At 63.5% G+C, this 22,056-nt stretch carries 25 protein-coding genes; all 25 read left to right on the forward strand.

The annotated features are described in order from the left end of the window. Positions 1 to 4: 4 nt before the first annotated feature. Positions 5 to 583, forward strand: a complete 579-nt coding sequence (locus U5782_RS22325; protein WP_322046057.1) for an HK97 family phage prohead protease — start codon at positions 5 to 7, stop codon at positions 581 to 583. After that, positions 580 to 1,965, forward strand: a complete 1,386-nt coding sequence (locus U5782_RS22330; RefSeq protein WP_322046058.1) for a phage major capsid protein — start codon at positions 580 to 582, stop codon at positions 1,963 to 1,965. The genes U5782_RS22325 and U5782_RS22330 overlap by 4 nt, the downstream gene beginning before the upstream one ends. A gap of 72 nt (positions 1,966 to 2,037) precedes the next feature. Next, positions 2,038 to 2,268, forward strand: coding sequence for a hypothetical protein (locus tag U5782_RS22335; RefSeq protein ID WP_322046059.1), 231 nt, complete (start codon positions 2,038 to 2,040; stop codon positions 2,266 to 2,268). Between the two features lies 1 nt (position 2,269). Beyond that, a complete protein-coding gene (locus tag U5782_RS22340; RefSeq protein WP_322046060.1) occupies positions 2,270 to 3,664 on the forward strand; it encodes a phage portal protein in 1,395 nt (464 codons plus the stop codon). A 5-nt stretch (positions 3,665 to 3,669) separates the two neighbouring features. Beyond that, complete coding sequence (locus U5782_RS22345) at positions 3,670 to 5,415, forward strand: hypothetical protein (RefSeq protein WP_322046061.1); 1,746 nt, start codon at positions 3,670 to 3,672, stop codon at positions 5,413 to 5,415. Further along, a complete protein-coding gene (locus U5782_RS22350) occupies positions 5,412 to 5,720 on the forward strand; it encodes a head-tail connector protein (RefSeq protein WP_322046062.1) in 309 nt (102 codons plus the stop codon). The genes U5782_RS22345 and U5782_RS22350 overlap by 4 nt, the downstream gene beginning before the upstream one ends. Then, a complete protein-coding gene (locus tag U5782_RS22355) occupies positions 5,720 to 6,085 on the forward strand; it encodes a phage head closure protein (protein ID WP_322046063.1) in 366 nt (121 codons plus the stop codon). Before U5782_RS22350 ends, U5782_RS22355 begins: the two co-directional genes overlap by 1 nt. Continuing rightward, entirely contained in the window at positions 6,082 to 6,618 is a 537-nt protein-coding gene (locus tag U5782_RS22360) for a hypothetical protein (RefSeq protein WP_322046064.1), read from the forward strand. Before U5782_RS22355 ends, U5782_RS22360 begins: the two co-directional genes overlap by 4 nt. Continuing rightward, on the forward strand, positions 6,615 to 7,256 hold the full coding sequence (locus tag U5782_RS22365) for a hypothetical protein (protein WP_322046065.1): 642 nt from the start codon (positions 6,615 to 6,617) through the stop codon (positions 7,254 to 7,256). The genes U5782_RS22360 and U5782_RS22365 overlap by 4 nt, the downstream gene beginning before the upstream one ends. Positions 7,257 to 7,281: 25 nt before the next feature. Next, complete coding sequence (locus U5782_RS22370; protein ID WP_322046066.1) at positions 7,282 to 8,214, forward strand: glycosyltransferase family 1 protein; 933 nt, start codon at positions 7,282 to 7,284, stop codon at positions 8,212 to 8,214. Positions 8,215 to 8,237: 23 nt separating this feature from the next. After that, a complete protein-coding gene (locus tag U5782_RS22375; protein WP_322046067.1) occupies positions 8,238 to 8,735 on the forward strand; it encodes an HK97-gp10 family putative phage morphogenesis protein in 498 nt (165 codons plus the stop codon). Further along, a complete protein-coding gene (locus U5782_RS22380) occupies positions 8,732 to 9,094 on the forward strand; it encodes a DUF3168 domain-containing protein (protein ID WP_322046068.1) in 363 nt (120 codons plus the stop codon). Before U5782_RS22375 ends, U5782_RS22380 begins: the two co-directional genes overlap by 4 nt. An 88-nt stretch (positions 9,095 to 9,182) precedes the next feature. After that, positions 9,183 to 10,988 carry an Ig-like domain-containing protein gene (locus tag U5782_RS22385; RefSeq protein WP_322046069.1) on the forward strand — a complete coding sequence of 602 codons (1,806 nt, stop codon included), beginning with the start codon at positions 9,183 to 9,185 and terminating at the stop codon, positions 10,986 to 10,988. A 59-nt stretch (positions 10,989 to 11,047) separates the two neighbouring features. Then, on the forward strand, positions 11,048 to 11,338 hold the full coding sequence (locus U5782_RS22390) for a hypothetical protein (RefSeq protein ID WP_322046070.1): 291 nt from the start codon (positions 11,048 to 11,050) through the stop codon (positions 11,336 to 11,338). Between the two features lie 47 nt (positions 11,339 to 11,385). Next, positions 11,386 to 11,529 carry a hypothetical protein gene (locus U5782_RS22395; RefSeq protein WP_322046071.1) on the forward strand — a complete coding sequence of 48 codons (144 nt, stop codon included), beginning with the start codon at positions 11,386 to 11,388 and terminating at the stop codon, positions 11,527 to 11,529. A 2-nt stretch (positions 11,530 to 11,531) separates the two neighbouring features. After that, entirely contained in the window at positions 11,532 to 13,679 is a 2,148-nt protein-coding gene (locus tag U5782_RS22400; RefSeq protein ID WP_322046072.1) for a hypothetical protein, read from the forward strand. Between the two features lie 2 nt (positions 13,680 to 13,681). Further along, entirely contained in the window at positions 13,682 to 14,104 is a 423-nt protein-coding gene (locus tag U5782_RS22405; RefSeq protein ID WP_322046073.1) for a phage tail protein, read from the forward strand. After that, complete coding sequence (locus U5782_RS22410) at positions 14,101 to 14,793, forward strand: phage minor tail protein L (protein ID WP_322046074.1); 693 nt, start codon at positions 14,101 to 14,103, stop codon at positions 14,791 to 14,793. The genes U5782_RS22405 and U5782_RS22410 overlap by 4 nt, the downstream gene beginning before the upstream one ends. 9 nt (positions 14,794 to 14,802) lie before the next feature. Next, positions 14,803 to 15,573 (forward strand): C40 family peptidase, encoded by a 771-nt coding sequence (locus U5782_RS22415; RefSeq protein WP_322046075.1) that lies wholly within the window; start codon positions 14,803 to 14,805, stop codon positions 15,571 to 15,573. Further along, the gene (locus U5782_RS22420; protein ID WP_322046076.1) at positions 15,573 to 16,133 is read left to right on the forward strand and encodes a tail assembly protein; all 561 of its coding nucleotides are present in this window, start codon (positions 15,573 to 15,575) and stop codon (positions 16,131 to 16,133) included. Before U5782_RS22415 ends, U5782_RS22420 begins: the two co-directional genes overlap by 1 nt. A 1-nt stretch (position 16,134) precedes the next feature. Further along, on the forward strand, positions 16,135 to 19,485 hold the full coding sequence (locus tag U5782_RS22425) for a host specificity protein J (RefSeq protein WP_322046077.1): 3,351 nt from the start codon (positions 16,135 to 16,137) through the stop codon (positions 19,483 to 19,485). A 53-nt stretch (positions 19,486 to 19,538) separates the two neighbouring features. Continuing rightward, positions 19,539 to 20,456, forward strand: coding sequence for a hypothetical protein (locus U5782_RS22430; protein ID WP_322046078.1), 918 nt, complete (start codon positions 19,539 to 19,541; stop codon positions 20,454 to 20,456). Positions 20,457 to 20,464: 8 nt separating this feature from the next. After that, positions 20,465 to 20,899, forward strand: a complete 435-nt coding sequence (locus tag U5782_RS22435) for a tail fiber assembly protein (protein WP_322046079.1) — start codon at positions 20,465 to 20,467, stop codon at positions 20,897 to 20,899. A 27-nt stretch (positions 20,900 to 20,926) separates the two neighbouring features. After that, the gene (locus tag U5782_RS22440; protein ID WP_322046080.1) at positions 20,927 to 21,448 is read left to right on the forward strand and encodes a hypothetical protein; all 522 of its coding nucleotides are present in this window, start codon (positions 20,927 to 20,929) and stop codon (positions 21,446 to 21,448) included. 2 nt (positions 21,449 to 21,450) lie between these two features. After that, positions 21,451 to 21,909 (forward strand): D-Ala-D-Ala carboxypeptidase family metallohydrolase, encoded by a 459-nt coding sequence (locus U5782_RS22445; RefSeq protein ID WP_322046081.1) that lies wholly within the window; start codon positions 21,451 to 21,453, stop codon positions 21,907 to 21,909. The last annotated feature ends 147 nt before the right edge of the window (positions 21,910 to 22,056 follow it).

A 22,056-nucleotide genomic window follows, 5' to 3' on the forward strand; every position in this document is an offset into this window, starting at 1 on the left:
GATCATGGAACGTGCCTACTCGCTGCTGACGATCCGCAGCGCGGACGATGACGCCCGCGTGATTGAGGGCATGGCCTCCACGCCGACGCCCGACCGTTACGACGATATCGTCGAGCCACTTGGCGCGAAGTTCGCCATTCCCATGCCGCTGCTCTGGCAGCACCGACACGATTCGCCGGTTGGGACAGTTGAATTCGCCGAGCTCACCGAAGAGGGCATTCCGTTCCGCGCGCAGCTAGCGAACATCGACGAACCGGGTTCGCTGAAGGAGCGGCTCGATGAGGCGTGGCAAAGCGTGAAGGCGCGCCTGGTGCGCGCCGTCTCGATCGGCTTCCGTCCGCTTGAGTATTCGTGGATGGACAACGGTGGCATCCGTTACCTCGCGTGGGAATGGCTGGAGCTGTCGCTCGTCACGATCCCCGCGAACTCCGACGCAACGATCACTACCATCCGCAGTTTCGACACATCCGCCCGCGCCGCGCTCGGCATTGGCGGCGGCCATGTCGTCCGGCTGGATCCTCCCGCGCGCGCTCGCGCAACTCCCTTTGTGATTCGCGATATCAAACGTGAGGTTTCACGATGAAGCCGACTATTGCAGAACAGATTTCGGCCTACGAGCAGCGCCGCGCCACGGCCGCCGCGCGCATGAACGAGATCATCGAGCTTTCCGCCGAAGATGGCTCGACACTCGACGCTGCACAGCAGGAGGAATTCGACACGATCGAGCAGGACATCGCCGCGATCGACGCGCATATCCGCCGCCTTCAGACCGTCGAAGCGCATCAGGTTCGCGCCGCCGCACCCGTGGTGGGTACGGATCCGCGCGCGGCCAGCAGTGCGCGCGCCGTGGGCGCCGGTCGCGTGATCAGCGTGCAGCGCAATTTGCCAAAGGGCACGGCGTTCGTGCGCTACGCCATCGCGCTGGCGCGCGCGAAGGGCAATCTCCTCCAGGCCGTCGAGATTGCGCGGGGCTGGAGCGACAGCACGCCGGAGGTCGAGGCGGTGCTGCGTGAAGCCGTCGCGGCCGGCACGACGACTGACCCGACGTGGGCCGCGCCGCTGGTGGACTACCAGAATCTGACCGGCGAATTCATCGAGCTGCTGCGGCCGGCCACGATCATCGGGCGCATTCCCGGTTTTCGCCGCGTGCCGTTCAACGTCAAGATGCCGGCGCAGACTACGGCCAGCACCGCGCAATGGGTCGGAGAAGGCCAGCCCAAGCCGGTGAGCGCGCTGGGCTTCGAAGCCATCACGCTCGGCTTTGCGAAGGCTGCGGGCATCGTCGTGCTGACCGAAGAACTCGTGCGCTTCTCCAATCCGTCCGCCGAAGATATCGTGCGGCGCGACCTGATCGAGACCATTGCGCAATTTCTCGATCACGACTTCGTGGACCCGGACAAGGATGAAGTGCCGGGCGTCTCGCCTGCATCGATCACGAATGGAGCCACGGTGATCCAGGCGTCGGGTACGAGCTCGTCAGCGCTCAAGGCTGACATTCGCACGCTGTTCGCGCTCTTCACCGCGGTCAATCTCTCGCTGGCGGGGGCCGTCTGGATCATGGACCCGGTCAGCGCACTCTCGATCGGCATGATGCAGAACGCGCTAGGCCAGCCGGAATTCCCGGGACTCGACATGAACGGCGGCACATTCTTTGGCCTGCCGGTCATCACGTCCACGAACATCCCGGCCGGCGGCGACGGCAAGCTGATCATTCTGGCGAAGGCGTCCGAAATCCTGCTTGCCGACGATGGCACCGTGACGCTGGATGCGTCGCGCGAAGCGTCGCTTCAGCTCGACAGCGCGCCGAGTGGCGACGGCACGTCGCTCGTCTCGCTCTGGCAACAGAACATGATCGCGCTGCGCGCCGAGCGCTTCATCAACTGGCGTCGTCGCCGCCCAGAGGCTGTGGCCTACATCACGGGCGCGAACTACGCGGACGATGCCGACGCTGGCAGCACGACCTGATCGCACATAAGCAGTCACGGCGCCACAAGGGCGGACCTTTACGCGGTCCGCCCTTTTTCGTAGGAGCGCAAGATGAGAGTGATCACGACGCACGCCTTTCGCTATGGCGGCAAGACCTATCCGGTCGGTGCCGAGCTCGACATGCCTGAGAAGCACGTTCGTCTTTTCATCGCGTCGAAGAAAGTCGATATCGCGCCAGCGCGTGCCATTCGCGCTGACGAAAATACGGCGCGGGCGACCGGCGCGGGCACAGCGCGACGGGGCCGTTATCGCCGTCGCGACATGCGCGCTGACGGTGACTGAAATGCGGCTTCTCGGGCTCCAGATCACGCGCGCGGCACCGCGCCGCTCGACGGCGCAGAATCTTTCGCCCGTCAACACGCCGGGCGGTGGCGGCTGGATTCCGCTGTGGATTCGCGAGCCATTCAGCGGCGCCTGGCAAAAGAACCGGGAACTGGCACCGGAAACGATCCTCGCGTATCACGCCGTCTACGCGTGCATCACGCTCATCAGCGCCGATATCGGCAAGCTTGGCGTGCGCCTCATGCGTGAGGACGACGAGGAAATCTGGACGCAAACGCAGTCTGCTGCGTTTTCTCCTGTGCTGCGCAAACCGAACCGCTACCAGACGCATATCCAGTTCGTCGAAAACTGGATCATGTCGAAGCTCACACGCGGCAATACCTATGTACTCAAGGAGCGCGACGAGCGCGGCGTCGTGGTGGCGCTATATGTACTCGATCCGCTGCGATGCCGGCCGCTTGTCTCCGACGACGGCGGTGTGTATTACCAGCTCGATTGTGACAACCTCGCGGGAATTCCGGACGGCGACCAGATCGTCGTGCCGGCGAGCGAGATCATTCACGATCGCATGAACTGCCTGTTTCATCCGCTGGTCGGCACGTCGCCGCTCTTTGCCTGCGCTCTGGCCGCGCGGCAGGGCCTCGCGATTGAGAACAACTCGGCGGGTTTCTTCGAGAATGGCGCGCAGCCTGGTGGGATTCTGATTGCGCCGGGTGCCATCAGCGACGCGACTGCGCAGCGCCTGAAGGACAAATGGGAGGAAAACTTCAGCGGCCCCAATCGCGGGCGGCTGGCGGTGCTGGGTGATGGCCTGAAGTACGAAGCCCTCGCGATGACCGCTGCCGATTCGCAACTGATCGAGCAGGCCAAGCTCAACGCCGAGATTGTGTGCTCCGTCTTTCACGTGCCGCCGTACATGATCGGCCTCGGTTCGCCGCCGACCTACCAGAACGTCGAAGCGCTTACGCAGTTCTATTACTCGAACTGCCTGCAGTCGCTGATCGAATCGCTGGAGACGTGTCTCGACCAGGGGCTCTCGCTACCCGGACACTACCGCACCGAGCTTGATCTCGACAATCTGCTGCGGATGGATTCGGCCACGATGATCAAGACGCTGGCCGAAGGCGTCGGCGGTGGCATCTACTCGCCGAATGAGGCGCGCAGACGCCTCAATGCGAAGCCGGTGAAAGGTGGCCAGACACCATACCTGCAACAGCAGAACTATTCGCTCGCTGCGCTCGACGAGCGTGACCGCAACCAGCCGTTTACGCCTGCCGATCCCACACCCGCGCCAGCACCTGCCGCCTCCGATCCAGATTCTGTGCCGGCCGATGAGATCCAGAACGCGTTTGACGAATTCGGCGACGCGGCGATGGCCGCGCTCGAAGGCGCGTAATCGCCATGCTAGACCGGCGCGAAATCGCAGCGCTGATGCGTACGGTCGCAAGGTTGATCAGGGAGCACGTTGCGCTGGCCACTGCGCCGTTCGTTGTCCGGCTCGACGCGCTTGAGGCGCACCGGCCTGTGGACGGCAGGAATGGAGTCGACGGTCGTGACGGACGCGATGGGGCACCGGGTGCCGATGGTGCGCCAGGGCAGGACGGTAACGACGGCGAACGTGGCGCGGATGGTCTGAATGGCAAGGATGGCGTCGATGGGCGCGACGGCGCGCCCGGTGCCGATGGGGCGCCGGGGCGGGACGGTAAGGACGGCGAGCGCGGTGCGGATGGCCTCAACGGCAAGGACGGCGCAGATGGCAGAGACGGGTCACCGGGGCGCGACGGGAAAGATGGTGAGCGCGGCGCGGACGGTGTAAATGGCAAGGATGGTGTCGATGGCCAGGACGGCGCACCGGGTGCTGACGGAGAACCCGGGCGCGATGGCAAGGATGGTGTGCGCGGCGCAGATGGCGTGAATGGCAAAGACGGCGTTGACGGGCGGGATGGTGCGCTTGGGGCCGATGGCGTGCCAGGGCGAGATGGGAGAGACGGCGAACGCGGCGCGGATGGCCTTAACGGTAAGGATGGCGTCGATGGTCGTGACGGCTTGCCCGGTGCCGATGGGGCACCGGGGCGCGACGGCGAGGACGGTGAGCGCGGCGCAGATGGCCTCAACGGAAAGGATGGCGTCGACGGCCGTGATGGCGCGCCCGGTGCAGATGGCGCGCCGGGGCGGGACGGGAAAGACGGCGAGCGCGGCGCGGATGGCGTGAACGGCAAGGATGGAGTCGACGGTCGTGATGGCGCGCCCGGTGCAGATGGCGTGCCGGGGCGGGATGGGAAGGACGGCGAGCGCGGCGCGGACGGTCTCAACGGCAAGGATGGCAATGACGGGCGCGACGGTTCACCAGGTCGGGATGGCAAAGACGGAGAACGTGGAGTCGACGGGCCGGCCGGCAAAGATGGCCAGGCTGGCCGCGACGGTCGCGATGGCGAACGTGGTGCCGACGGCGCGTCGGGAAGAAACGGCGTCGATGGCGCGCGAGGTGCGGACGGTGCCGATGGGTTGCCGGGTGCAGATGGCGCGCCGGGAAGGGATGGTAAAGACGGTCACGACGGCAACGATGGCTTACCGGGTCGAGATGGTGTTGATGGCAAGGATGGCCGCGACGGGAAGGACGGCTTCAATGGAAAGGATGGTGACCGCGGGCTTGATGGCCGTGACGGCGCTGCTGGGCGCGATGGGCGGGACGGCGTTGACGGTCGTGATGCTGCCGATATCGAGGTTCTGCCCGGCATCGACTTCGCACGCAGCTACCCCCGCGGCACCTTCGCCAGTCATCTTGGCGGCCTCTGGCGCGCGCACGCCAACACCGACGACCGGCATGGCTGGTCCTGCATCGTCGAAGGCATTGCGGCGCTTGCCATCGAGCGCGACGGCGAGCGTGGCTTCGTTGTCGCAGTAACACGCTCGGGTGGCGCGGTCGAGCGCGCGGGCTTTGCGTTCCCGGTGCTGATCTATCGCGGCATCTACGTGCCTGAACGGCTCTATGAACCAGGCGATACGGTGACGTGGGCCGGCTCGCTCTGGCACTGCAACGCGCCGACGTCCGAAAAGCCAGACGCTGGCGGCGGGGTCTGGACGCTGATCGCCAAGCGCGGCCGGGACGGCAAGGATGCGCGCGTGCGCGAAGGAGAAGCGGCGTGAGCGCTCCGCTGATGCTTGTGACGATCGAGGAGGCCAGGAACTGGCTTCGCGCCGATACGGCTGATCTCGAAATGGATCTCAAACTGGCGATCGCGGGTGCGTCCGCTTCGATCATGGATTACCTGAAGCGCGATCCATATCCAGAAGGCGAGGTGCCTGAGAATGTGCGGCTCGCCACGCTGTTGTATGTCGGGATCATGATTCGCGACCCCGATGGCGTCGAGTCATCGCAATGGGAGCATGGATACATTCCGCGCCCCGTGGTGAACATCCTCTATCCACTTCGCGATCCGGCGCTTGAATAATGGCCACCACCACGAGAGGGATGCGCGCGGGGCCGCTGCGCCATCGCGTGCGCCTGCAATCGCCCATCATGCACGTCTCGCACGAAGACGGCGAGGCAGTCGTCGAGCGCTGGAAAGACGTGGCAAAGGTGTGGGCATCGATCGAACCGCTATCGGGCCGCGAATATCTTGCGTCGCTTGAATTCCGTTCTGGCCTCACCACGCGCATCCGCATTCGCTGGCGGGACGACGTGACCGCCGCGATGCGCGTGCTGCACGGCCGGACCACCTATGCGATCGATGCCGTGTTGCCCGGTTACGCGGGCCGTGCCGAACTGCAGCTCATGTGCGGCAGCGGCGTGATCACCGATGGCGGCCAGCCATGAGCGTGTTTTACCTGACGCCGTGGAAGACCGGCGATATCGGTGGCGGCATCAATGAGTCGGTCGCGCTGCTGCCCGCCGATGCCTGGGTGTGTGTGCGCGATGGCGACACGCTCTTTCTGACACCTGACTGGGGCGCGCAGATCGGCCAGATTATCGCGTGCAATGCCGGACGCTTCGATGTGATCGGTGCCATGACCAACCGTATCCGCTCGCCGCTCCAGCTCCACGGTGGCGAGCTGAGCGAGAACGGCGATATCGGCTATCACCGTGAAATCGCTCGGCAGCGCTGGCGCGATCACGGCACCTCGGTCGCCGAAGTGCCGGGGCCGCTGGCGGGCATGTGCCTGATCTTCCATCGCACCGTCTGGGAGCGCGTGCCCTTCGAGCCGTACACGATCTACTTCGACAAGCGCTTCTGTGCCCGCGTACGTGAGAGCGGTGGGCGGCTCGGTGTCGCCCACGGCCTCTATCTGTTCCACCTATACCGATGGGGCGAAATTGACCCCGTCAACAGTATCGACCACCTTCGATGAGAACCGGCCTTGCGGTTTGCACCACGCCCACGCGCGCGATCGACGATGGGCTGCGCTTCTGCGCGCCCGACACACTGATCTATGTGCACAACGATCGCGAGCGGCGCGGCCCGGCGTGGTCGCGCAATCGCTGCATCCGCCATCTCTATGACGCGGGATGCGAGTTCTTCTTTCTGCTCGATGACGATGTGCGCGTGCTGTTCGGCGGCTTCGAAGATTACTTCGCCGAGCATGTCGCGCAAGCTGGCCTCGACACGCTCGGCTTGCCCGAGTCATTCAAGAGCCGGCCGCTCGCGATCGAGGGCGAGATCGTCTACTGGGATGCGTGCATTGGCGCTTTCCACTTTTTCACCCGGCGGTTCGTCGATACGGTCGGTTACTTCAACGCGTCCTACGCCGGTTATGGCTGGGAAGACGCCGCCTACAAGGATCGCGCCAAGCGCTCGGGCCTCGCGGGCGCGGGCCCAGGCTTTCCGTCGCTGCTGCGCGCGCCGTCGTTCTTCTTCAGTGAGGACGTGTATGGCCGCAATCCCATTCCCAACTACACGCCCGCTGAAAAGCGGGAAGGCATCGAACGAAATGGTCCCGTCGCCGCTGAAGAGCACCAGGGCGGACGAATCTATTACCCCTTCGCGTAAGCCAGGGGCCGCGACGCGTTCGCTCGTGATCGATGGTGCAGACGGGACCTCGTGCGCCTATCACCGGCTCGTGCTGCCATTCTCGATGCTCGATGTGACGCCGCGTGTGCCGGTGTTCGTGTTCAACCGCCATCCCGTCTGCGGCATCTCCGGTCTTATCCGGCTGCGTGAGCAGGGCGTGCGGATCGTCGCTGATGTGGATGATCTCTGGATGCTGGAGCGCACGCATTACCTTTCGGGCCATTACGCGCGCGACGGCATCACGCGGCGCACCGTGGCGAGCCTCGCGCTTGCTGACGTGGTGATGGTGACGAACGAGGCGCTGGCCGACGAGGTGCGCATGATCAACCGCGAGATCGTCATTGTGCCGAATGCGCTGCCGTTCGATTCGGGCCAGTTCACACGAAATGCAGGGAGTGCGAGCGCAGCGGCTGCCAACGCGCGCACACCATTCGTCTACGCGGCAGGCGCCAGCCATCACGACGACATCGTGGCTTATCGCGCCGTGTTCGAAGCCGGCGGCGTGACGCTCGCCGGTGTGAACCGCACGCATCCTGAATGGGCACGGATCCTCAAGTTGATGCCCCGCGTGCCGGTCACGCAGGAGCGTCCAGCGACGGATTACATGGGCGTCTACGACGGTCACGCCGTCGCGCTCGCACCGCTCGTTGATACGGCGTTCAATCGCTGCAAGTCGAACATCAAGACGCTAGAAGCGGGGTGCAAGGGCATGCCGATCATCACCTCGCGCGTGCATCCGTATCTGAACACGCGGGATCGCGACTATGTGCTGTACGCCGGGAGCGCAGCGGAGATGCGATCGCATATGGAGCGCTGTGCGCGGGATCGCGTCTTCGTCAGGGAAACCGGCGAGGCGCTCGCGGCGCACGTGCGCCGCTGCTATTCGCTGCCGGCGGCCAATGAGGTGCGCCGCCAAGTGTTGATGGCCTTTGCATGAGCAAGTGAGAAACCGGGGCCGCCATGATTGATATCGAGGTGCAGGGCTGGAAGCAGATCGAAGCCTTCCTGAAGACGCTGCCCGATCAGGTCGCGACGAAGATGCTGTACGACGCGCTCATGGCGGGTGCGAAGCCGATCAGTGATCAGGCGAAGGCCAATGTGCGCCAGCTGTTCGGTGCCTCCGTTCGCTATACGGGGACGCTCGAAAAAGCGATTGCCCGCGGCCGCACGCGTCGCACGCGGTATGCAGCGCGCGTCGACGTGAAGCTGCGCCGGGCGCGCACGAGAGGCAAGACGATCAAGGGCAATGTCACGAAGCCCTACGGCGACGACGCGTTCTATGGACGGTTCCTCGAGTTCGGTACGTCGAAGATGGCCGCCCAGCCGTTTCTACTGCCAGCGGCGAATACGCGGCGGCACGAGTCGATCGACCGCTTCAACAAGACGCTCATGCAGCGCATGAGCAAATGGTGCGCGCAGAACGGAGTGACGTATCGGGCAAGCGGGAGCACGTCATGACAGAAAACGAGCTCTTCGCGCTGATCAACCAGGCGCTGCCCGGCTCGGTATTCCTGATGCTTGCGCCGATGGAAAGGCGCGAGCCGTATGTCGTCTATTCGCTGATTTCCGGCACACCGAGCCTTACGCTTCGGGGTGACGCAAAGGCGTCGCAGATGAACTATCGCATCGACGTGTACACGCGTGTGCGACGCGACGCGGTCGAGATCATGAACCGCATTGCGGCGCTCGTTGACGGGTGCGACGGCGACCCCATGATCGAGAACCGGCAGGATTTGTATGAGCAGGACACGCGCATTCACCGCGTGAGCCTCGTGCTATCGACGTGGTATCAACCCGGCGAAGAGCAGACCACGTAGCGATTTGTTTGCACCCCGCGAACCCGCATTGCCCGAAACGGCATGCGGGTTTTTTGCTTTCCCTTCAACCGGCGCAGGAGCATCGACCATGAAGAAGGCCATCAGTGCGCAGAAAACGCGCATGTATCTGGAGGACCTGACCGCGGCGGCGGCTGCGAATGGCCTTCTCACGAGTCTGTCCAAGTCCCAGCCAGCCGTCGCCGTGTTCGATGATGTCTCGAAGCTGCGCAGCGGCGCGGCGGTCCTGTTCATCGGCACCGGCTTCGCGTCGATTGACGGTGCATCGTGGGTGATCCAGAACATCGACGTGAACACGAAATCTGCCGAACTGGCGAATTCGGACACGTCCGCTGAGTCAGGCGATTTCAGCGCTGCGGGCGCGGCGTGGATTCTCCACGCCTACGCGGATATGTGTGTCGTTTCTTACCAGATCAACGAGAACACCGCCGCCGAGATCGACACGACCACGCTGTGCGACGACGAGAAGACGTCACTTGCGGGCTTCAGCGATCCGGGCACGCTGACCTTCGACTTCTTTATTGATCCGACCGACGCGGATTATCACGCGCTGCTCGCTGCCGACAAGGATAAGGAAGTCCGCTGGTTCGAGATCATCTACCGCAATAAGGCGGTGCGCACGCTGCCCGTGGTCGTACAGTCGATCAACGAGAGCGGCGGCGTCGATCAGGCGGTGCAGGGCTCGGCCACGCTCAAGATTGCAGGCGCGCCGATTCTCACGCAGCCGCCCGGTGAGGTGACGCCGAACTACGTGCTGATCCCGACCGCCACGCCGTCCATCGGCGACGTGCCGCTCGAGGTGCTGCTGACGCTCAACGAAGCGGGCGGGACGGCCTCGAAGTTCGTGATCGACTGGAAAGACGACACGGAGCTAACCGAAACCAGCTCGAAGCAGGTCAGCCACACCTATGAGAAAGCGGGCCAGTATCAGCCCACGATCGTCGCGACGATCGAAGGCGCCGAGACCGCGCCGTTCAGATGTCAGAACATCGTTACCGTGCAGCGCCTCGTGTATTCGGTGACGGCGAACGTGACGCCGGGCACTGGCGACGCACCGCTCGAGGTGTCGCTCGCCTATACGGAGACGAATGGTCCCGCCGATTACATTGATGTCGATTGGGGCGACGGCACGCCCGCCGATCGTGTCACGGTGTCGCCGGCTGCGCACGAGTACGAGAAAGGCGGCTCGTTCACGCCGGTGCTCACGCCGACGATTGACGGTGTGGCCGAAGACCCGGTAAGCGCCAGCGAAGTCGTCGTGACCGATGCGATCACGGGCATTACGTCGGCAGTCGTGGCCGATGATGCCGTCGCCGATGGCGTTTCCGAAAATTCCGTCACGTTCAAGGCACTGACGCATTCGGGCGCCGCCGCGCAGAGTGCCCCCATCACGATTGCGGCCAGTTCGGAAACGGCAGTCGTGACGCCGGTTCGCGGCGATGCGGGCGGCGAAGGTGTGCCGGTCACGATCAGGAACACCGTGGCCGAAACGGTGACGCTTACGGCGACGCTGGACTCGGACGACGAAATCGGGACGACTGTCGACGTCACGTTTGGCGAACCCCCTGCCGACAGCACGCCTGCCACGCTGTCGATCTCCGTCGACACCGACAACGCGCCCGCCGATGGCGTGACGGCCGACAGGATCACGGTGACGGCAAAGAACGCCGCGGACGATGCCGTCAATGCCGCCGTCACGCTCACGACGACCGGATCGGCGACGTTTGGCGTGGCCTCAGGCAACACGGGCACCGAAGGCCTCGCGAGCAATGTCACCGACGACACGGCCGAAACGGTCACGGTGACAGCCACGCTCGACAGTGACGACACGATCACCGCCACGGCAGACCTGACGTTCACGGAGGTGCAAAAGTGAATGATCGAGTCCCGGCGGGCAACGCGCCGCGTGAGCCCATTTCGCGTGAACCCATTTTCGTGGTGAAGCCGAAGGAGTCGGTCATCCGGTCCGATTCCTTCGGCGAAGTCACCCTGCGTGCCGTCAACGTTCGCCGCTGGCGTGAACTCACGGCGTCGATTGAGCAGAACGACCCCGAGAAGTTTGGCTATGAGCTCGTGTGCGAGATGGCGCACGGCCCGAATGGTGAGCGCTTCACCCTGTCTGCGATTCACGGCCTACCGTCCCACGCGCTGCCCGATCTTCATGCACTCGTGGATGCCGCGGTGCTGCTGAGTGGTTATCGCCCTCGCGATGCAAAAAAAGCCTGACCGAGCCGGTAACGCGCGCCGTTTTTGCAGTGGCCTCGCATCTGCACATGACGGCCGGTGAGGTCGAAGCGCGCATGGATACCGCCGAGTTCTATATGTGGCAGAACCTCCTGTTCGGTTGGGGCGACGCGCCGGGTGACGACGCTGAGCTGCTGACCGTCGAGGATGAAATCGCCGCGTGGGGAGTGTAGCGATGGCATCCGCTGGCTCGCTGATATTCGAACTCGCGGCGGACGTGGCGCACCTGCGCGCGGACATGAAGAAGGCGAACGACGTGATCACGTCGTCGCTTAATTCCGTGAAGAAAGCCGCGGGTGCGATCGGCCTGACGATCGGCGCGGCGATGGCCACGAACCTCGCGCGCAGTTTCGCGTCGTCGATCCAGTCCGCCATCGACCAGGGCGATGCGCTCGGCAAGCTCGCCGAGCGTATCGGCACCACATCCGAAGCGCTCTCGGGTCTGCAGTACGCGGCGAGCCTCAATAACGTCTCGTCTGACGAGCTAACCACGAGCTTTCGCAATCTCAACAAGGCGCTGATCGATGCAGCCAACCCCGCCTCGACGGCCGCGCAGGCGATCCGGGCGATCGGGCTGAACGTCACGGATCTCAAATCGAAGGACCCGGCCGACGCGTTCAAGGATATCGCGCAGGCGATTTCGGGATTCGAGAACGGGGCCGACAAGGGGGCCGTCGTTTCGGCGCTCTTCGGTCGCAACATGCAGACGCTGATTCCGCTTTTGAATCAGGGCGCGGACGGCATCGCGCAGGCGACGAAGGAGGCCGAGGATTTTGGTGTCGTGATCTCGGGCAACGTCACGCAGGCGATGTCGGATTTCAACGATCAGATGACGCGCATCCAGACAATCGGCCAGGGCGTGCGTAACCAGCTCGCCATCGCGCTGCTGCCAGCGCTTGAAGCGCTCGTCGGTGAGTTCCTGAACGGCATCCGCGAAGGCAAGGGACTGAGCTCGGTGTTCGCGTTCATTGCCGAGCAGGCCATTCTCACGGCCGCCGACATCATGAGTCTGACAGGCCGGCTCAGGATCCAGATCGAGGTGTTCAAGGACTGGGCACGTGCGGCGAAGGCGCTCGGCACCCTGAATTTCAAGGATTTCTCACAGTACGCGTCCGATATCGTCAGCAAGCCTAAAGAGAGCCTCGCGGAGCTTGACGCCGGTATCGAGAAGATGAAGGCCAACGCGCGAAGTCGCTATAACGAACTGATCGACGGGCTGTCGCGCGTCGAAAGCGCGGCGGGCGGCGCAGCTAAGGGCACACTCAACTTCAACGACGCCGCAGAGAAAACCGCGAAGAGCGCGAAGGCCGCCAAGACCGGTGTCGATGAATATCAGCGCTATCTCCAGTCCCTGCAGGAAGAGTTGCGCCGCGCGCAGAACAACGGCAACGAACTGCTCGACCTGCTGACCGATCCGAAATTCCTCAGCTTCACCAATGAACAGCAGGTGGCGCTGCTCCAGTACAAGGAGCAGTTAATCGAGGTCAAGACCGCCAACGAGGAGCTGGCCGCGGCCGAAGCGCGGCGCGCGGAGACGGAACGGCTTGCCGACCAGGCGCATATTGACCGGATCGAGAGCCTGCGCTCCCTGGCGGATACGACGCTCGATGCGCTTGATCCGACGCGCGAGTACGCGCGCACGATGGAGCAGCTTGTCGAAGCCACCGACGCCGGCTTTCTTTCGACCCAGCAGCTTGCGCAGGCGCAGGCGTACTACACGCAGAAGCTGCAGGAAACGCTGGATCGTGCCGACCCGTACAAGCAGCAACTCGAGTCGCTCAAGGACGCCATGCTCGGCTTTGGCAAGTCCGCCACCGATTCGTTCGTCGATTTCATCTCGGGCGCGGATAACTCGTCCAAGTCCTTCGGCGAGATGACGGCGTCGATCCTGCGCGATATCGCCAAGATGCTGGTCTACAAGAACTTCATCGAACCGCTGTTCAAGGGCATCGGCGGGGGCGGCTGGTCGGGGCTGCTCGGCTTCAGCGCGGCGAGTGCTACCGCGACCTCAACGCTTGGCTATAGCGGCCAGCGCATGGCCGGCGGCCCCGTGCTGCCCGGTCGTCTCTATCGCGTCAACGAAACGCCGCTCGCCGCTGAATATTTCCGGCCGAACGTGGCAGGTCAGGTCGTGCGCGACAGCGGCGACGGGAGCAGCGACCGGCCAATGAACGTCTATATCACCGTCAACACCGCCTCGGGCGAAGTCGATGGCACGGGCGATACAGCCAATGCAATTGAGCTTGCGAAGCGCATGGCAATGATCGCCCGTCAGGTGATCGCCACCGAGAAGCGCACCGGCGGCCTGCTCGCGGGAACCTGATCATGAGCCATTCCATGAGGGACGTGCCCGCCGTGGTGTGGCGGGAGCGCATCGCACAGTCAAACAATCGCGCCTCGGGCGCGATTTTTTATTGGTGCGTTTCCACCGCGGAGGCGAGCGTCGAGCCACGCGTTGTGGTCGCGCAGTTTGGCGACGGCTACGCCCAGCGCCGCGCGGACGGCATCAACACGCAGGATCAGGTGTGGGATATCAACCTCTACAACCGGTTGCAACCGGTCGCGGACGAGGTGCTCGATTTCCTCACTGAGCGCAACGGCGTGGATGTTTTCAACTGGTCGCCGCCGCGCACAGGCAGAACCCTCAACGTCATCTGCCCCGAGTGGTCGTGGTCCTACGGCGAAATGCTGGCCGACGGCTCGCGTCTGATCGACGTGCGTGCCACCTTCCAGGAGGTGCACGCATGAATATCCGGGGCGCGGCTCAGGAACTCTCGCCGGGTGCGGTGATTGAGCTTTACGTGCTGGATCTCTCGCGCTTTAACGCGCCGGTCGTCTATTTCCACGCCGGCACCAACCGGCTCGATACCGACCTCACGTGGCAGGCGCAGATGTACCAGCGCTATCCCGTGAAGGCGACGGGCTTTGAATGGAAAGGCTCGGGCACGCTCCCGCGCCCGCAACTCTCCGTCTCGAATGTGACGGGCGTCATCAGCGCGATGTGCCGTCTGTATTCCGACATGGTCGGCGCGCGTGTGATCCGTAAGCGCACGCTTGCGCGCTATCTCGACGCAGTGAATTTCCCCGCCGGCAATCCGACTGCCGACCCCAACGAATACTTTCCCGACGACATCTATTTCGTTAACCAGAAAACCCGGGAGGACGGCGAGTTCGTCGAGCTGGAGCTGGCCGTCGCGTTCGACGTGGAGGGCGTGCAACTGCCCCGTCGTCAGGTGATCCGCAATTCATGCCCGTGGCGCTATCGCGGCGACGGGTGCGGCTACGCAGGCGGGCCGGTGGCCGATGCCAACGACAACCCCACAGGCGACGCGAGCGCGGACGTGTGCGGCAAACGTCTCGAATCCTGCAAGCTGCGTTTCGGCTCGGCGGGCTGGCTGCCGTTCGGCGCCTTCCCCGGCGCGTCGGCGTACCGTTGAAGGGGCGCCATGAACGTGCCAGTCGACCTCACCACGGTCCTGCCGATGATCCAGTTGCACGCGGACGCAGAAGCGCCGCGCGAGTGCTGCGGCGTAATCGTGCGCGCCGCCGATGGGGCCTTGCGCTATGAGCCGTGCCGCAACCTCGCGCACGACGTTGACCAGTTCGTGATGGATCCCGCCGACGCCGCGCGTGCCGAGGACAGCGGCGAGATCGTCGCCTATGCGCATTCGCACGTCTATCGGTCGCCGCAGCCGACCGATGCTGACCGCGCCGGCATCGCGAAGCACGGCCTGCCGTGGATCATCGTCAACACGCCGGTCGGCTCTTACACCGTCACTGAGCCACAGCCGTTCACTGCGCCGCTCGTCGGCCGCGCGTTCGTCCACGGCGTGCACGACTGCTATGGCCTCGTGCGCGACTACTACGCGCAGGAACTCGGCATCGCACTCAACGATTACCCGCGGCGTTTCGGCTGGTGGGAGTGCGCTGATGGCCCCGATCTCTACCGCGAGAACTTTGGCCGCGAAGGTTTCGTCGAGATCCACCGCGGGATGCTCACCGCCGCGGCGCTCGCGCTGCTTCAGCCGCACGACCTGGTGCTGATGCGCATGGGCGCGCGCCGGGACAACCACATGGCCGTGCACGTGGGCAACGGCGTGATCCTGCATCACCTCATCGACCAGCTATCGCGCCGGGAAGCGCTGCAGGAGCACTACCAGCGCCGCGCGACCGCGATTCTCCGCCACCGCACCTTGATTCAGCAGGAGGGCTCCTGATGCTGACCATCCGGTTCTACGGCGAATTGCGCCGCCGCTTCGGTGTCGAGTGGAGTCTGGATGTGCGCTCGCCGCGCGAAGCCCTGCACGCGCTCATGACGCAGTTGCCCGGCCTGCGCGCGTATTTCCGCGACCACGCCACGCGCGCGTTCCGTGTGCGCGGTGATCACCAGGACTACGACCTCGATGACTGGCACTATCCGCAGTCGCGCGGCGTGCTGAAGGTTGTGCCGTTGGTGCAGGGCGCGGGTGCGATCGGCAAGATCCTCGCGGGCATCGCCATCGCGGTCGTGGGCTTCTTTGCGCCGTTCGCCAGTACCGCGATCATGGCTATCGGCGCGAGCATCGCGCTCTCGGGCCTGGCAGAACTGCTCTCGCCGCGGCCGGCTGCGACCGCGACGCCCGAGCAGGCGGATAACGAGCCGTCGCTCGCGTTCGACGGTGCCGTGAACACGCTGGGCCAGGGTGGGCCGGTGCCGCTGGGCTATGGCCGCATGATCGTCGGTTCGTCGGTGATCAGCGTGGGCTTTTCGACGAACAACGAGATCGTGGTGAACTGACATGGGTTCGCGCGATCTCGTGCCGGTGCGCCGTTCGTTGGTTACGACTGCTGCAGCGATCACGGGTGCGGGTGGGAGCGGCGGCAAAGGCGGCGGTGGCTCGACCTCGCGCTCGCCGCAGGAGGAAGCCGACTCCCTGCGCTCAACGCAGTATGCTCGCGTCATCAACCTGGTCTGCGAAGGCGAGATCGATGGCATCGTCGGTGATGCTCAAGGCATCTACGTCGACGACACGCCGCTCCAGAATGCCGACGGTACCTGGAATTTCGTCGGCGCGGTCATCGAGTGGCGCAACGGCGCCGCGTATCAGGCACCGATTTCGGGCTTCTCGGCAACCGAGGCGGAAACCACCGTCGGCGTGACGGTGACGCAAGGCGGCCCGGTCGTGCGCAGCGTCACGAACCCGAATATCAACGCGATCCGCGTCACCCTGGGCTTTCCGTCGCTTTCGTCAACCGATGTGTCAACGGGAGACGTGACCGGCACGAGCGTCCAGCTCGCGATCGATATCCAGCGTGATAACGGCGGGTTTCAGGAACTGATCGTCGATACGGTGACGGGCAAGACGACGAGCCGTTACCAGCGCTCGTACCTGATCAACCTCGCGCGCTTTGGCGCCACGGGCGGCACCTACGATATCCGCGTGCGCCGGCTCACGCCAGATTCATCCACGGTGTACCTCGTCGATACCTTCCAGTGGGAGACCTACACGGAGGTCATCGACTCGAATCTCATGTACCCGTATTCCGCGGTCGTGGGTGTACAGGTCGATGCCAGCACGTTCAAGCAGATCCCAAAGCTTGCGTTCGACGTGCGTATGCGGCGCATCGCGGTACCGGTGAACTACGACCCCGACACGCGGGCGTACGTGGGCGTCTGGGACGGCACCTTCAAGATTTCATGGTCCGACAATCCTGCGTGGGTGCTGTATGACCTTGCCACGACGGCGCGCTTTGGGTTGGGCGACTACGTCACGCCGGAGATGGTCGACAAGTGGACGCTGTACACGATCGCGCAGTATTGCGATGGCCTCGTGCCCGATGGGTTCGGCGCCTATGAGCCGCGCTATACCTGCAACGTGTACATCCAGACGCGTGAAGATGCGATCACGCTGATGCAGAACATCGCAGCGATCTTCAACGGGCTGCTGTTTTGGTCGGGCGGGCAACTCACAATTGCCGCCGACATGCCGGCCGATCCGGTGATGGCGTACACACCGGCGAACGTGATCGATGGCAAGTTCAACTATGTCGGCACGCCGCTCAACCAGCGCCACACCGTTGCGCTCGTGACATGGAACAACCCGAAGAACCGCTACGAGCAGGAAATCGAGTATGTCGAAGATCGCGACTCGATTGATCTGTTCGGCGTGCGCGAAACGCAGGTGCAGGCGATCGGCTGCACGTCGCGTGGCCAGGCGCATCGTATCGGCCGCTGGATGTTGCTCACCGAGCAGATGCTCTCCGAGACGGTCAACTTCAGGACGGGCATCAACGCCGCCTTCACGCGGCCCGGCGATATCTTCACGACCGCAGATCCGATTCGTGCCGGCTATCGCACTGGCGGGCGCGTGCTCGACGGGACACCGAACTGGCTGCAGCTGGATGAGCCCTTCACGTTTTCACCGGGTGTGACCTACACGGTGGGCGTGATGCTCCCTGACGGCTCGCTCCAGCGTGTCGGCATCACGAATCCCGGCACGACGAGTGACACGGTGTTTCTGACCGGGGCGCTGCGTATGGCGCCGAACCGCCTGTGCATCTGGTCGATTTCGGCGTCAAACGCGGAGAATGAGCAGTGGCGGTGTCTGGGCGTGGTTGAGGACGAAGAAGGGCACTATGAGATCCAGGGCGTCGCCTATCGCAAGGACAAGTTCGACGCGATCGAATACGGCCTGAAACTCGAACCGATCCAGACCGGCGTCCTCGATCCGTTCTCGATCGCTGCCTGCACCGAGCTGCGCGTCACGGAAAGCCTTTACCAGATTTCGCCCGTGGTCGTGGGCGCGCGCGCGACGTTCTCATGGCTCGCGCCGATCGGTGCCGTGCGCTTTGATATCTCGTACACCTACGAGCAGGATTCGCCCCTCTACACCGAAAGCTTCATGTCGAGCATCGACATCCAGCCGACGCGAGAGGGAACCTGGCATTTCAATGTCTGGGCGATCAACTCGCTGGGTTATCGTTCGCCGGTTGCATCAATCACCGTCGAGATCGTTGCGCTGAACAGGCCGCCGGAGGACGTGCAGGAGTTCCAGCTCGACGTGTACAACGATGCGGCCAACCTGCGCTGGCGCCCCGCGGAAAATCTCGACGTGATTGTCGGCGGTCAGGTCATCGTGCGGTACTCGTCGCGCATGACCACGCTTGTGACGTGGGAAGAATGCAGCGAGATCATGCGATTCGCGGGCGCCCAGTCGAATGGATTCTCGCCGCTCATGAAGGGCGCCTATCTCGCGAAGTTCGTCAATTCCTCTGGGCGCTTCTCGGATAACGCCGCCTACATCATCAGCACGACCGGGCCGCTTCGCGATTACAACGTGGTCGCGCATCTGCTCCAGCATCCTGACTTCGAGGGTCTGAAGATCAACATGGACGTGCGCACCGGTGTTCTGTACGTCTCGCAGGATGAGGATGGTTTTGCGGTGGCCACAGAGGCCGCGTATTACTTCGCGCCCGAGCCGGCAATCGACATGGGCAAGGTTTATACGGTGCGCTGTCAGTCCACGATCGAAGGCGCCGTGTACGGGCTCTTTGATTCGGTTGATCGCTGGCCAGACTGGGATGCGCGGCTCGATGTGGACGGCGAAAAGGTCGATGAAGGCGGTGGTCAGGTGCTCGTGCAGATGACGAACGTCGATCCGGCAACGGCGAACGATGATGACTGGTCGCCCTGGACACGGCTCGTAGTCGCCGACCTCACATTCCGCGCCGCGCGCTTCGCCATGACGATCCATGTGCCGGACAACACCTGGGGCATTGGCATCTATGAGCTGTCGGTGTCCGTCGACGTGCCTGACCGCATCGAGTCGATGAACAACGTGCCAGTGGAGCTGGGCGGCGTCGATATCGAATTCATTGTGCCGTTCAAGGAGACGCCCGCCATCAACATCATCGCGCAAGGACTGTCGAGCGGCGATATGTGGTCGATCTCGGATCAGGGCGCACACGGGTTTCATATTGATTTCCACGACGCCGCCGGCAATCCCATCGCGAAAACCTGCGACTGGATTGCACGCGGCTATGGATACGAACACGAGGCATTGAGCGGCGTCGGTTACGCGCAGATGATGCGCGCCGTGCCGCAACTCACCGCGCAACGCGCGGCGGTCGATCACTCACCGAGGAAATAGCGATGACACAGGTCGACAGCTATCAGGTCCCCGCGCATCCGTCCGGGCTGGAGATGCGCACGCAGATCAACGCGATCATCCTCGCACTGATCGGCGACAACGCCGGCCCCACGGAGCCGACCGAAACCTATCCCGGCATGATGTGGGGCGACACGACGAGCAACACGCTCAGGCGCCGCACGAATGCCAACGATGGCTGGATCACCATCGGGCCGCTCGATGATTTTCTCGGTGACGTGAAACAGCAGGTATCGGCCGCAAACGAACTTGCTAACACGAAGGTCGCGAAGGCAGGCGACACGATGACTGGCCGCCTGACGATGGGAACCGATGGTGAGGCCGGGCGCGGCGAGATCGCGATCAAGCGCTACGGTGACGGTACCGCGATGTACATCCGCGGGCCAGACACCAACGCAACCGGCATTGAGTTCGTCAATAACGCGTACAACTCCATCGTCATGAGAATTGAGGATGACGGCTCACTGCGATTCAACGGGCGCATACGAAACGAAGTCGAGTTCTGGGATAGCGACTACAACGGCTACAGCGCGCGAGTCGGGCAAGGCTATGTCAAGCTCGCGCGCTGGGATGGGGGCGGCTACGTCGATTTTGCGCGCGCCCGGGACCAGGATTATCGCTGGCGTATTCAATACGATGTCAACGCCGACTACCTGCTGTTCCTGAGCAATGGAGGGCAACCGACTTATTTCGCGAGTGATGGAAACATCCACTCGGGCGGGCGTGGCTGGGTATGGGATCACATCAACAACGCCAACAACAACGCGAATAATCGTGCGCCGAATGGCGCGAACTGCAACTACAACTCGGGCCTCGCAGAAATCGCCAATGTCGAAACGGGGAATCCAGCCTCGGACTTCGGCAATCCCTGGGTCATGATCGGCCTGCGCGTCACGACGTCCTCGGATATCAATCGCATCTGGCCGCGGGGCGTGTACCTGCGGAACAGCTAGGAGTGGCGATGGAGATCGACATTGCAGGATACACGCACGATCTGATGGCACTCACGGTCAAGGATATGTATCCGGGACTTGTCCATGGCGTGGACTTTGTCGTGGCACACATGATTGACGAAGAGACCGGTGCGCAGAAAGGCGATCCATTCATTCTTGCGTGGAAATCCAAAGCCCATGCACAGCCAACCGATGACGAGGTTCATGCCCGTTTCCGGGCGAATGAGGCGGCGCTGCGCGCTGCCTATATTCGCGGCCTGCGTAACGAGGCGCTGAGCAACACCGACCATCGCACAACGTCGCCGCCCGATGCGCCCGCCACGCTCACGAAGAACGTTGATGCGTGGCGTACCTACCGGCAGGCGCTGCGCGACGTGACGCAGCAGGAGGGGTTTCCATTCAACGTGGTCTGGCCTGAACGACCCGACACGTCAGGTGACTAGCAGGGAGGCAATATGCTCGCGACCATCATGGCTTTGCTGGGAGGGCTGGGTGGCGCGGCAGCGCGCATCCTGCCCGAGCTGATCGAAGCGTGGAAGCATCGGAACGATCCATCGAATGAGCTTGAACTCGCAAAGATCGAGCTCGAAAAGCGCAAGGCCGAACTGCAAAACCAGCTCGATATCGCGCAGACGCGCTCGCAGTTCACCGAGGCCCAGGCACAGGCAGTCGCCGCCATCGCGCAAAGCAAGGCGGCGGTGATTGCACAGCAGGCGCAGGCAAAGCTCTCCGGCATCCCTTTCGTGGACGGCGCGAACCTGCTCGTGCGCCCACTCGTCACGCTCTGGTTGCTCGCGCTCTACACGCTCTACAAGGTGCTGACCGTCTGGGCCGCGGTCACGCAGCACGCCACGCTCGACGATGTGGCGGGCGTGATGTGGACGCCCGACGATATCGCGATCTTCTCCGGTGCGATCACATTCTGGTTCGTCGATCAGTCCATCGCGAGCCGCACGCCGACTCCCACAATCCCCACTCCCCCGAAGGTGTGATCATGGAAATGCTATCTGCGCATTTTTCATTGGAAGAATTCACCGCGTCGCAAACGGCCTCCCGTCTCGGGCTGGCGAATACGCCTGACGCAACCGAACTCGCAAACCTGCGGCGTCTCGCAGCAGCGCTCGAGAACGTGCGCGCTTTGCTTGGCGGCAAGCCAATCCTGATCTCGTCCGCATTCCGATCCGCGGCGCTCAACAAGGCCGTCGGCGGCGTGGCAAACAGCGCGCACGCGCTCGGTCTCGCCGCTGATTTCATCAGCCCGGCGAGTGGCACGCCGCTCCAGATCTGCAACGTGATCTCGCGCGCTTCGTCGATTCCGTTCGATCAACTCATCTACGAGGGGACCTGGGTGCACTACGCCATCCCCGCAAAGGATCTCGACCACGGCAAGCGCGAGGTGTTGACTGCGCATTTCGGCGATGGCCGCACGACTTATACGCGTGGCTTGGTTTGAGAATGCATGACGCCTACCGCGTGTCGAAAGACACAACTCGGGCAGACTTGCTCTCCTATATAATCGATTGCTTGAGACAGAGCAACACGTGTCGAGTGGCGCCTCGGATGATTAGAGCGCTCTTTAGTAATATATTCACGTTGGATT

This window comes from Paraburkholderia sp. J67, assembly GCF_905220265.1.
GTDB lineage: Bacteria > Pseudomonadota > Gammaproteobacteria > Burkholderiales > Burkholderiaceae > Paraburkholderia.

What these genes read in the sequence shown, in the direction of transcription:
- U5782_RS22335 (WP_322046059.1), top strand. Translation starts at nt 2,038, where the DNA reads ATGAGAGTGATCACGACGCACGCCTTTCGCTATGGCGGCAAGACCTAT.
- U5782_RS22380 (WP_322046068.1), top strand. Translation starts at nt 8,732, where the DNA reads ATGACAGAAAACGAGCTCTTCGCGCTGATCAACCAGGCGCTGCCCGGC.
- U5782_RS22330 (WP_322046058.1), top strand. Translation starts at nt 580, where the DNA reads ATGAAGCCGACTATTGCAGAACAGATTTCGGCCTACGAGCAGCGCCGC.
- U5782_RS22400 (WP_322046072.1), top strand. Translation starts at nt 11,532, where the DNA reads ATGGCATCCGCTGGCTCGCTGATATTCGAACTCGCGGCGGACGTGGCG.
- U5782_RS22405 (WP_322046073.1), top strand. Translation starts at nt 13,682, where the DNA reads ATGAGCCATTCCATGAGGGACGTGCCCGCCGTGGTGTGGCGGGAGCGC.
- U5782_RS22365 (WP_322046065.1), top strand. Translation starts at nt 6,615, where the DNA reads ATGAGAACCGGCCTTGCGGTTTGCACCACGCCCACGCGCGCGATCGAC.
- U5782_RS22340 (WP_322046060.1), top strand. Translation starts at nt 2,270, where the DNA reads ATGCGGCTTCTCGGGCTCCAGATCACGCGCGCGGCACCGCGCCGCTCG.
- U5782_RS22385 (WP_322046069.1), top strand. Translation starts at nt 9,183, where the DNA reads ATGAAGAAGGCCATCAGTGCGCAGAAAACGCGCATGTATCTGGAGGAC.
- U5782_RS22325 (WP_322046057.1), top strand. Translation starts at nt 5, where the DNA reads ATGGAACGTGCCTACTCGCTGCTGACGATCCGCAGCGCGGACGATGAC.
- U5782_RS22415 (WP_322046075.1), top strand. Translation starts at nt 14,803, where the DNA reads ATGAACGTGCCAGTCGACCTCACCACGGTCCTGCCGATGATCCAGTTG.
- U5782_RS22345 (WP_322046061.1), top strand. Translation starts at nt 3,670, where the DNA reads ATGCTAGACCGGCGCGAAATCGCAGCGCTGATGCGTACGGTCGCAAGG.
- U5782_RS22375 (WP_322046067.1), top strand. Translation starts at nt 8,238, where the DNA reads ATGATTGATATCGAGGTGCAGGGCTGGAAGCAGATCGAAGCCTTCCTG.
- U5782_RS22410 (WP_322046074.1), top strand. Translation starts at nt 14,101, where the DNA reads ATGAATATCCGGGGCGCGGCTCAGGAACTCTCGCCGGGTGCGGTGATT.
- U5782_RS22355 (WP_322046063.1), top strand. Translation starts at nt 5,720, where the DNA reads ATGGCCACCACCACGAGAGGGATGCGCGCGGGGCCGCTGCGCCATCGC.
- U5782_RS22395 (WP_322046071.1), top strand. Translation starts at nt 11,386, where the DNA reads ATGACGGCCGGTGAGGTCGAAGCGCGCATGGATACCGCCGAGTTCTAT.
- U5782_RS22440 (WP_322046080.1), top strand. Translation starts at nt 20,927, where the DNA reads ATGGCTTTGCTGGGAGGGCTGGGTGGCGCGGCAGCGCGCATCCTGCCC.
- U5782_RS22360 (WP_322046064.1), top strand. Translation starts at nt 6,082, where the DNA reads ATGAGCGTGTTTTACCTGACGCCGTGGAAGACCGGCGATATCGGTGGC.
- U5782_RS22430 (WP_322046078.1), top strand. Translation starts at nt 19,539, where the DNA reads ATGCGCACGCAGATCAACGCGATCATCCTCGCACTGATCGGCGACAAC.
- U5782_RS22445 (WP_322046081.1), top strand. Translation starts at nt 21,451, where the DNA reads ATGGAAATGCTATCTGCGCATTTTTCATTGGAAGAATTCACCGCGTCG.
- U5782_RS22420 (WP_322046076.1), top strand. Translation starts at nt 15,573, where the DNA reads ATGCTGACCATCCGGTTCTACGGCGAATTGCGCCGCCGCTTCGGTGTC.
- U5782_RS22435 (WP_322046079.1), top strand. Translation starts at nt 20,465, where the DNA reads ATGGAGATCGACATTGCAGGATACACGCACGATCTGATGGCACTCACG.
- U5782_RS22425 (WP_322046077.1), top strand. Translation starts at nt 16,135, where the DNA reads ATGGGTTCGCGCGATCTCGTGCCGGTGCGCCGTTCGTTGGTTACGACT.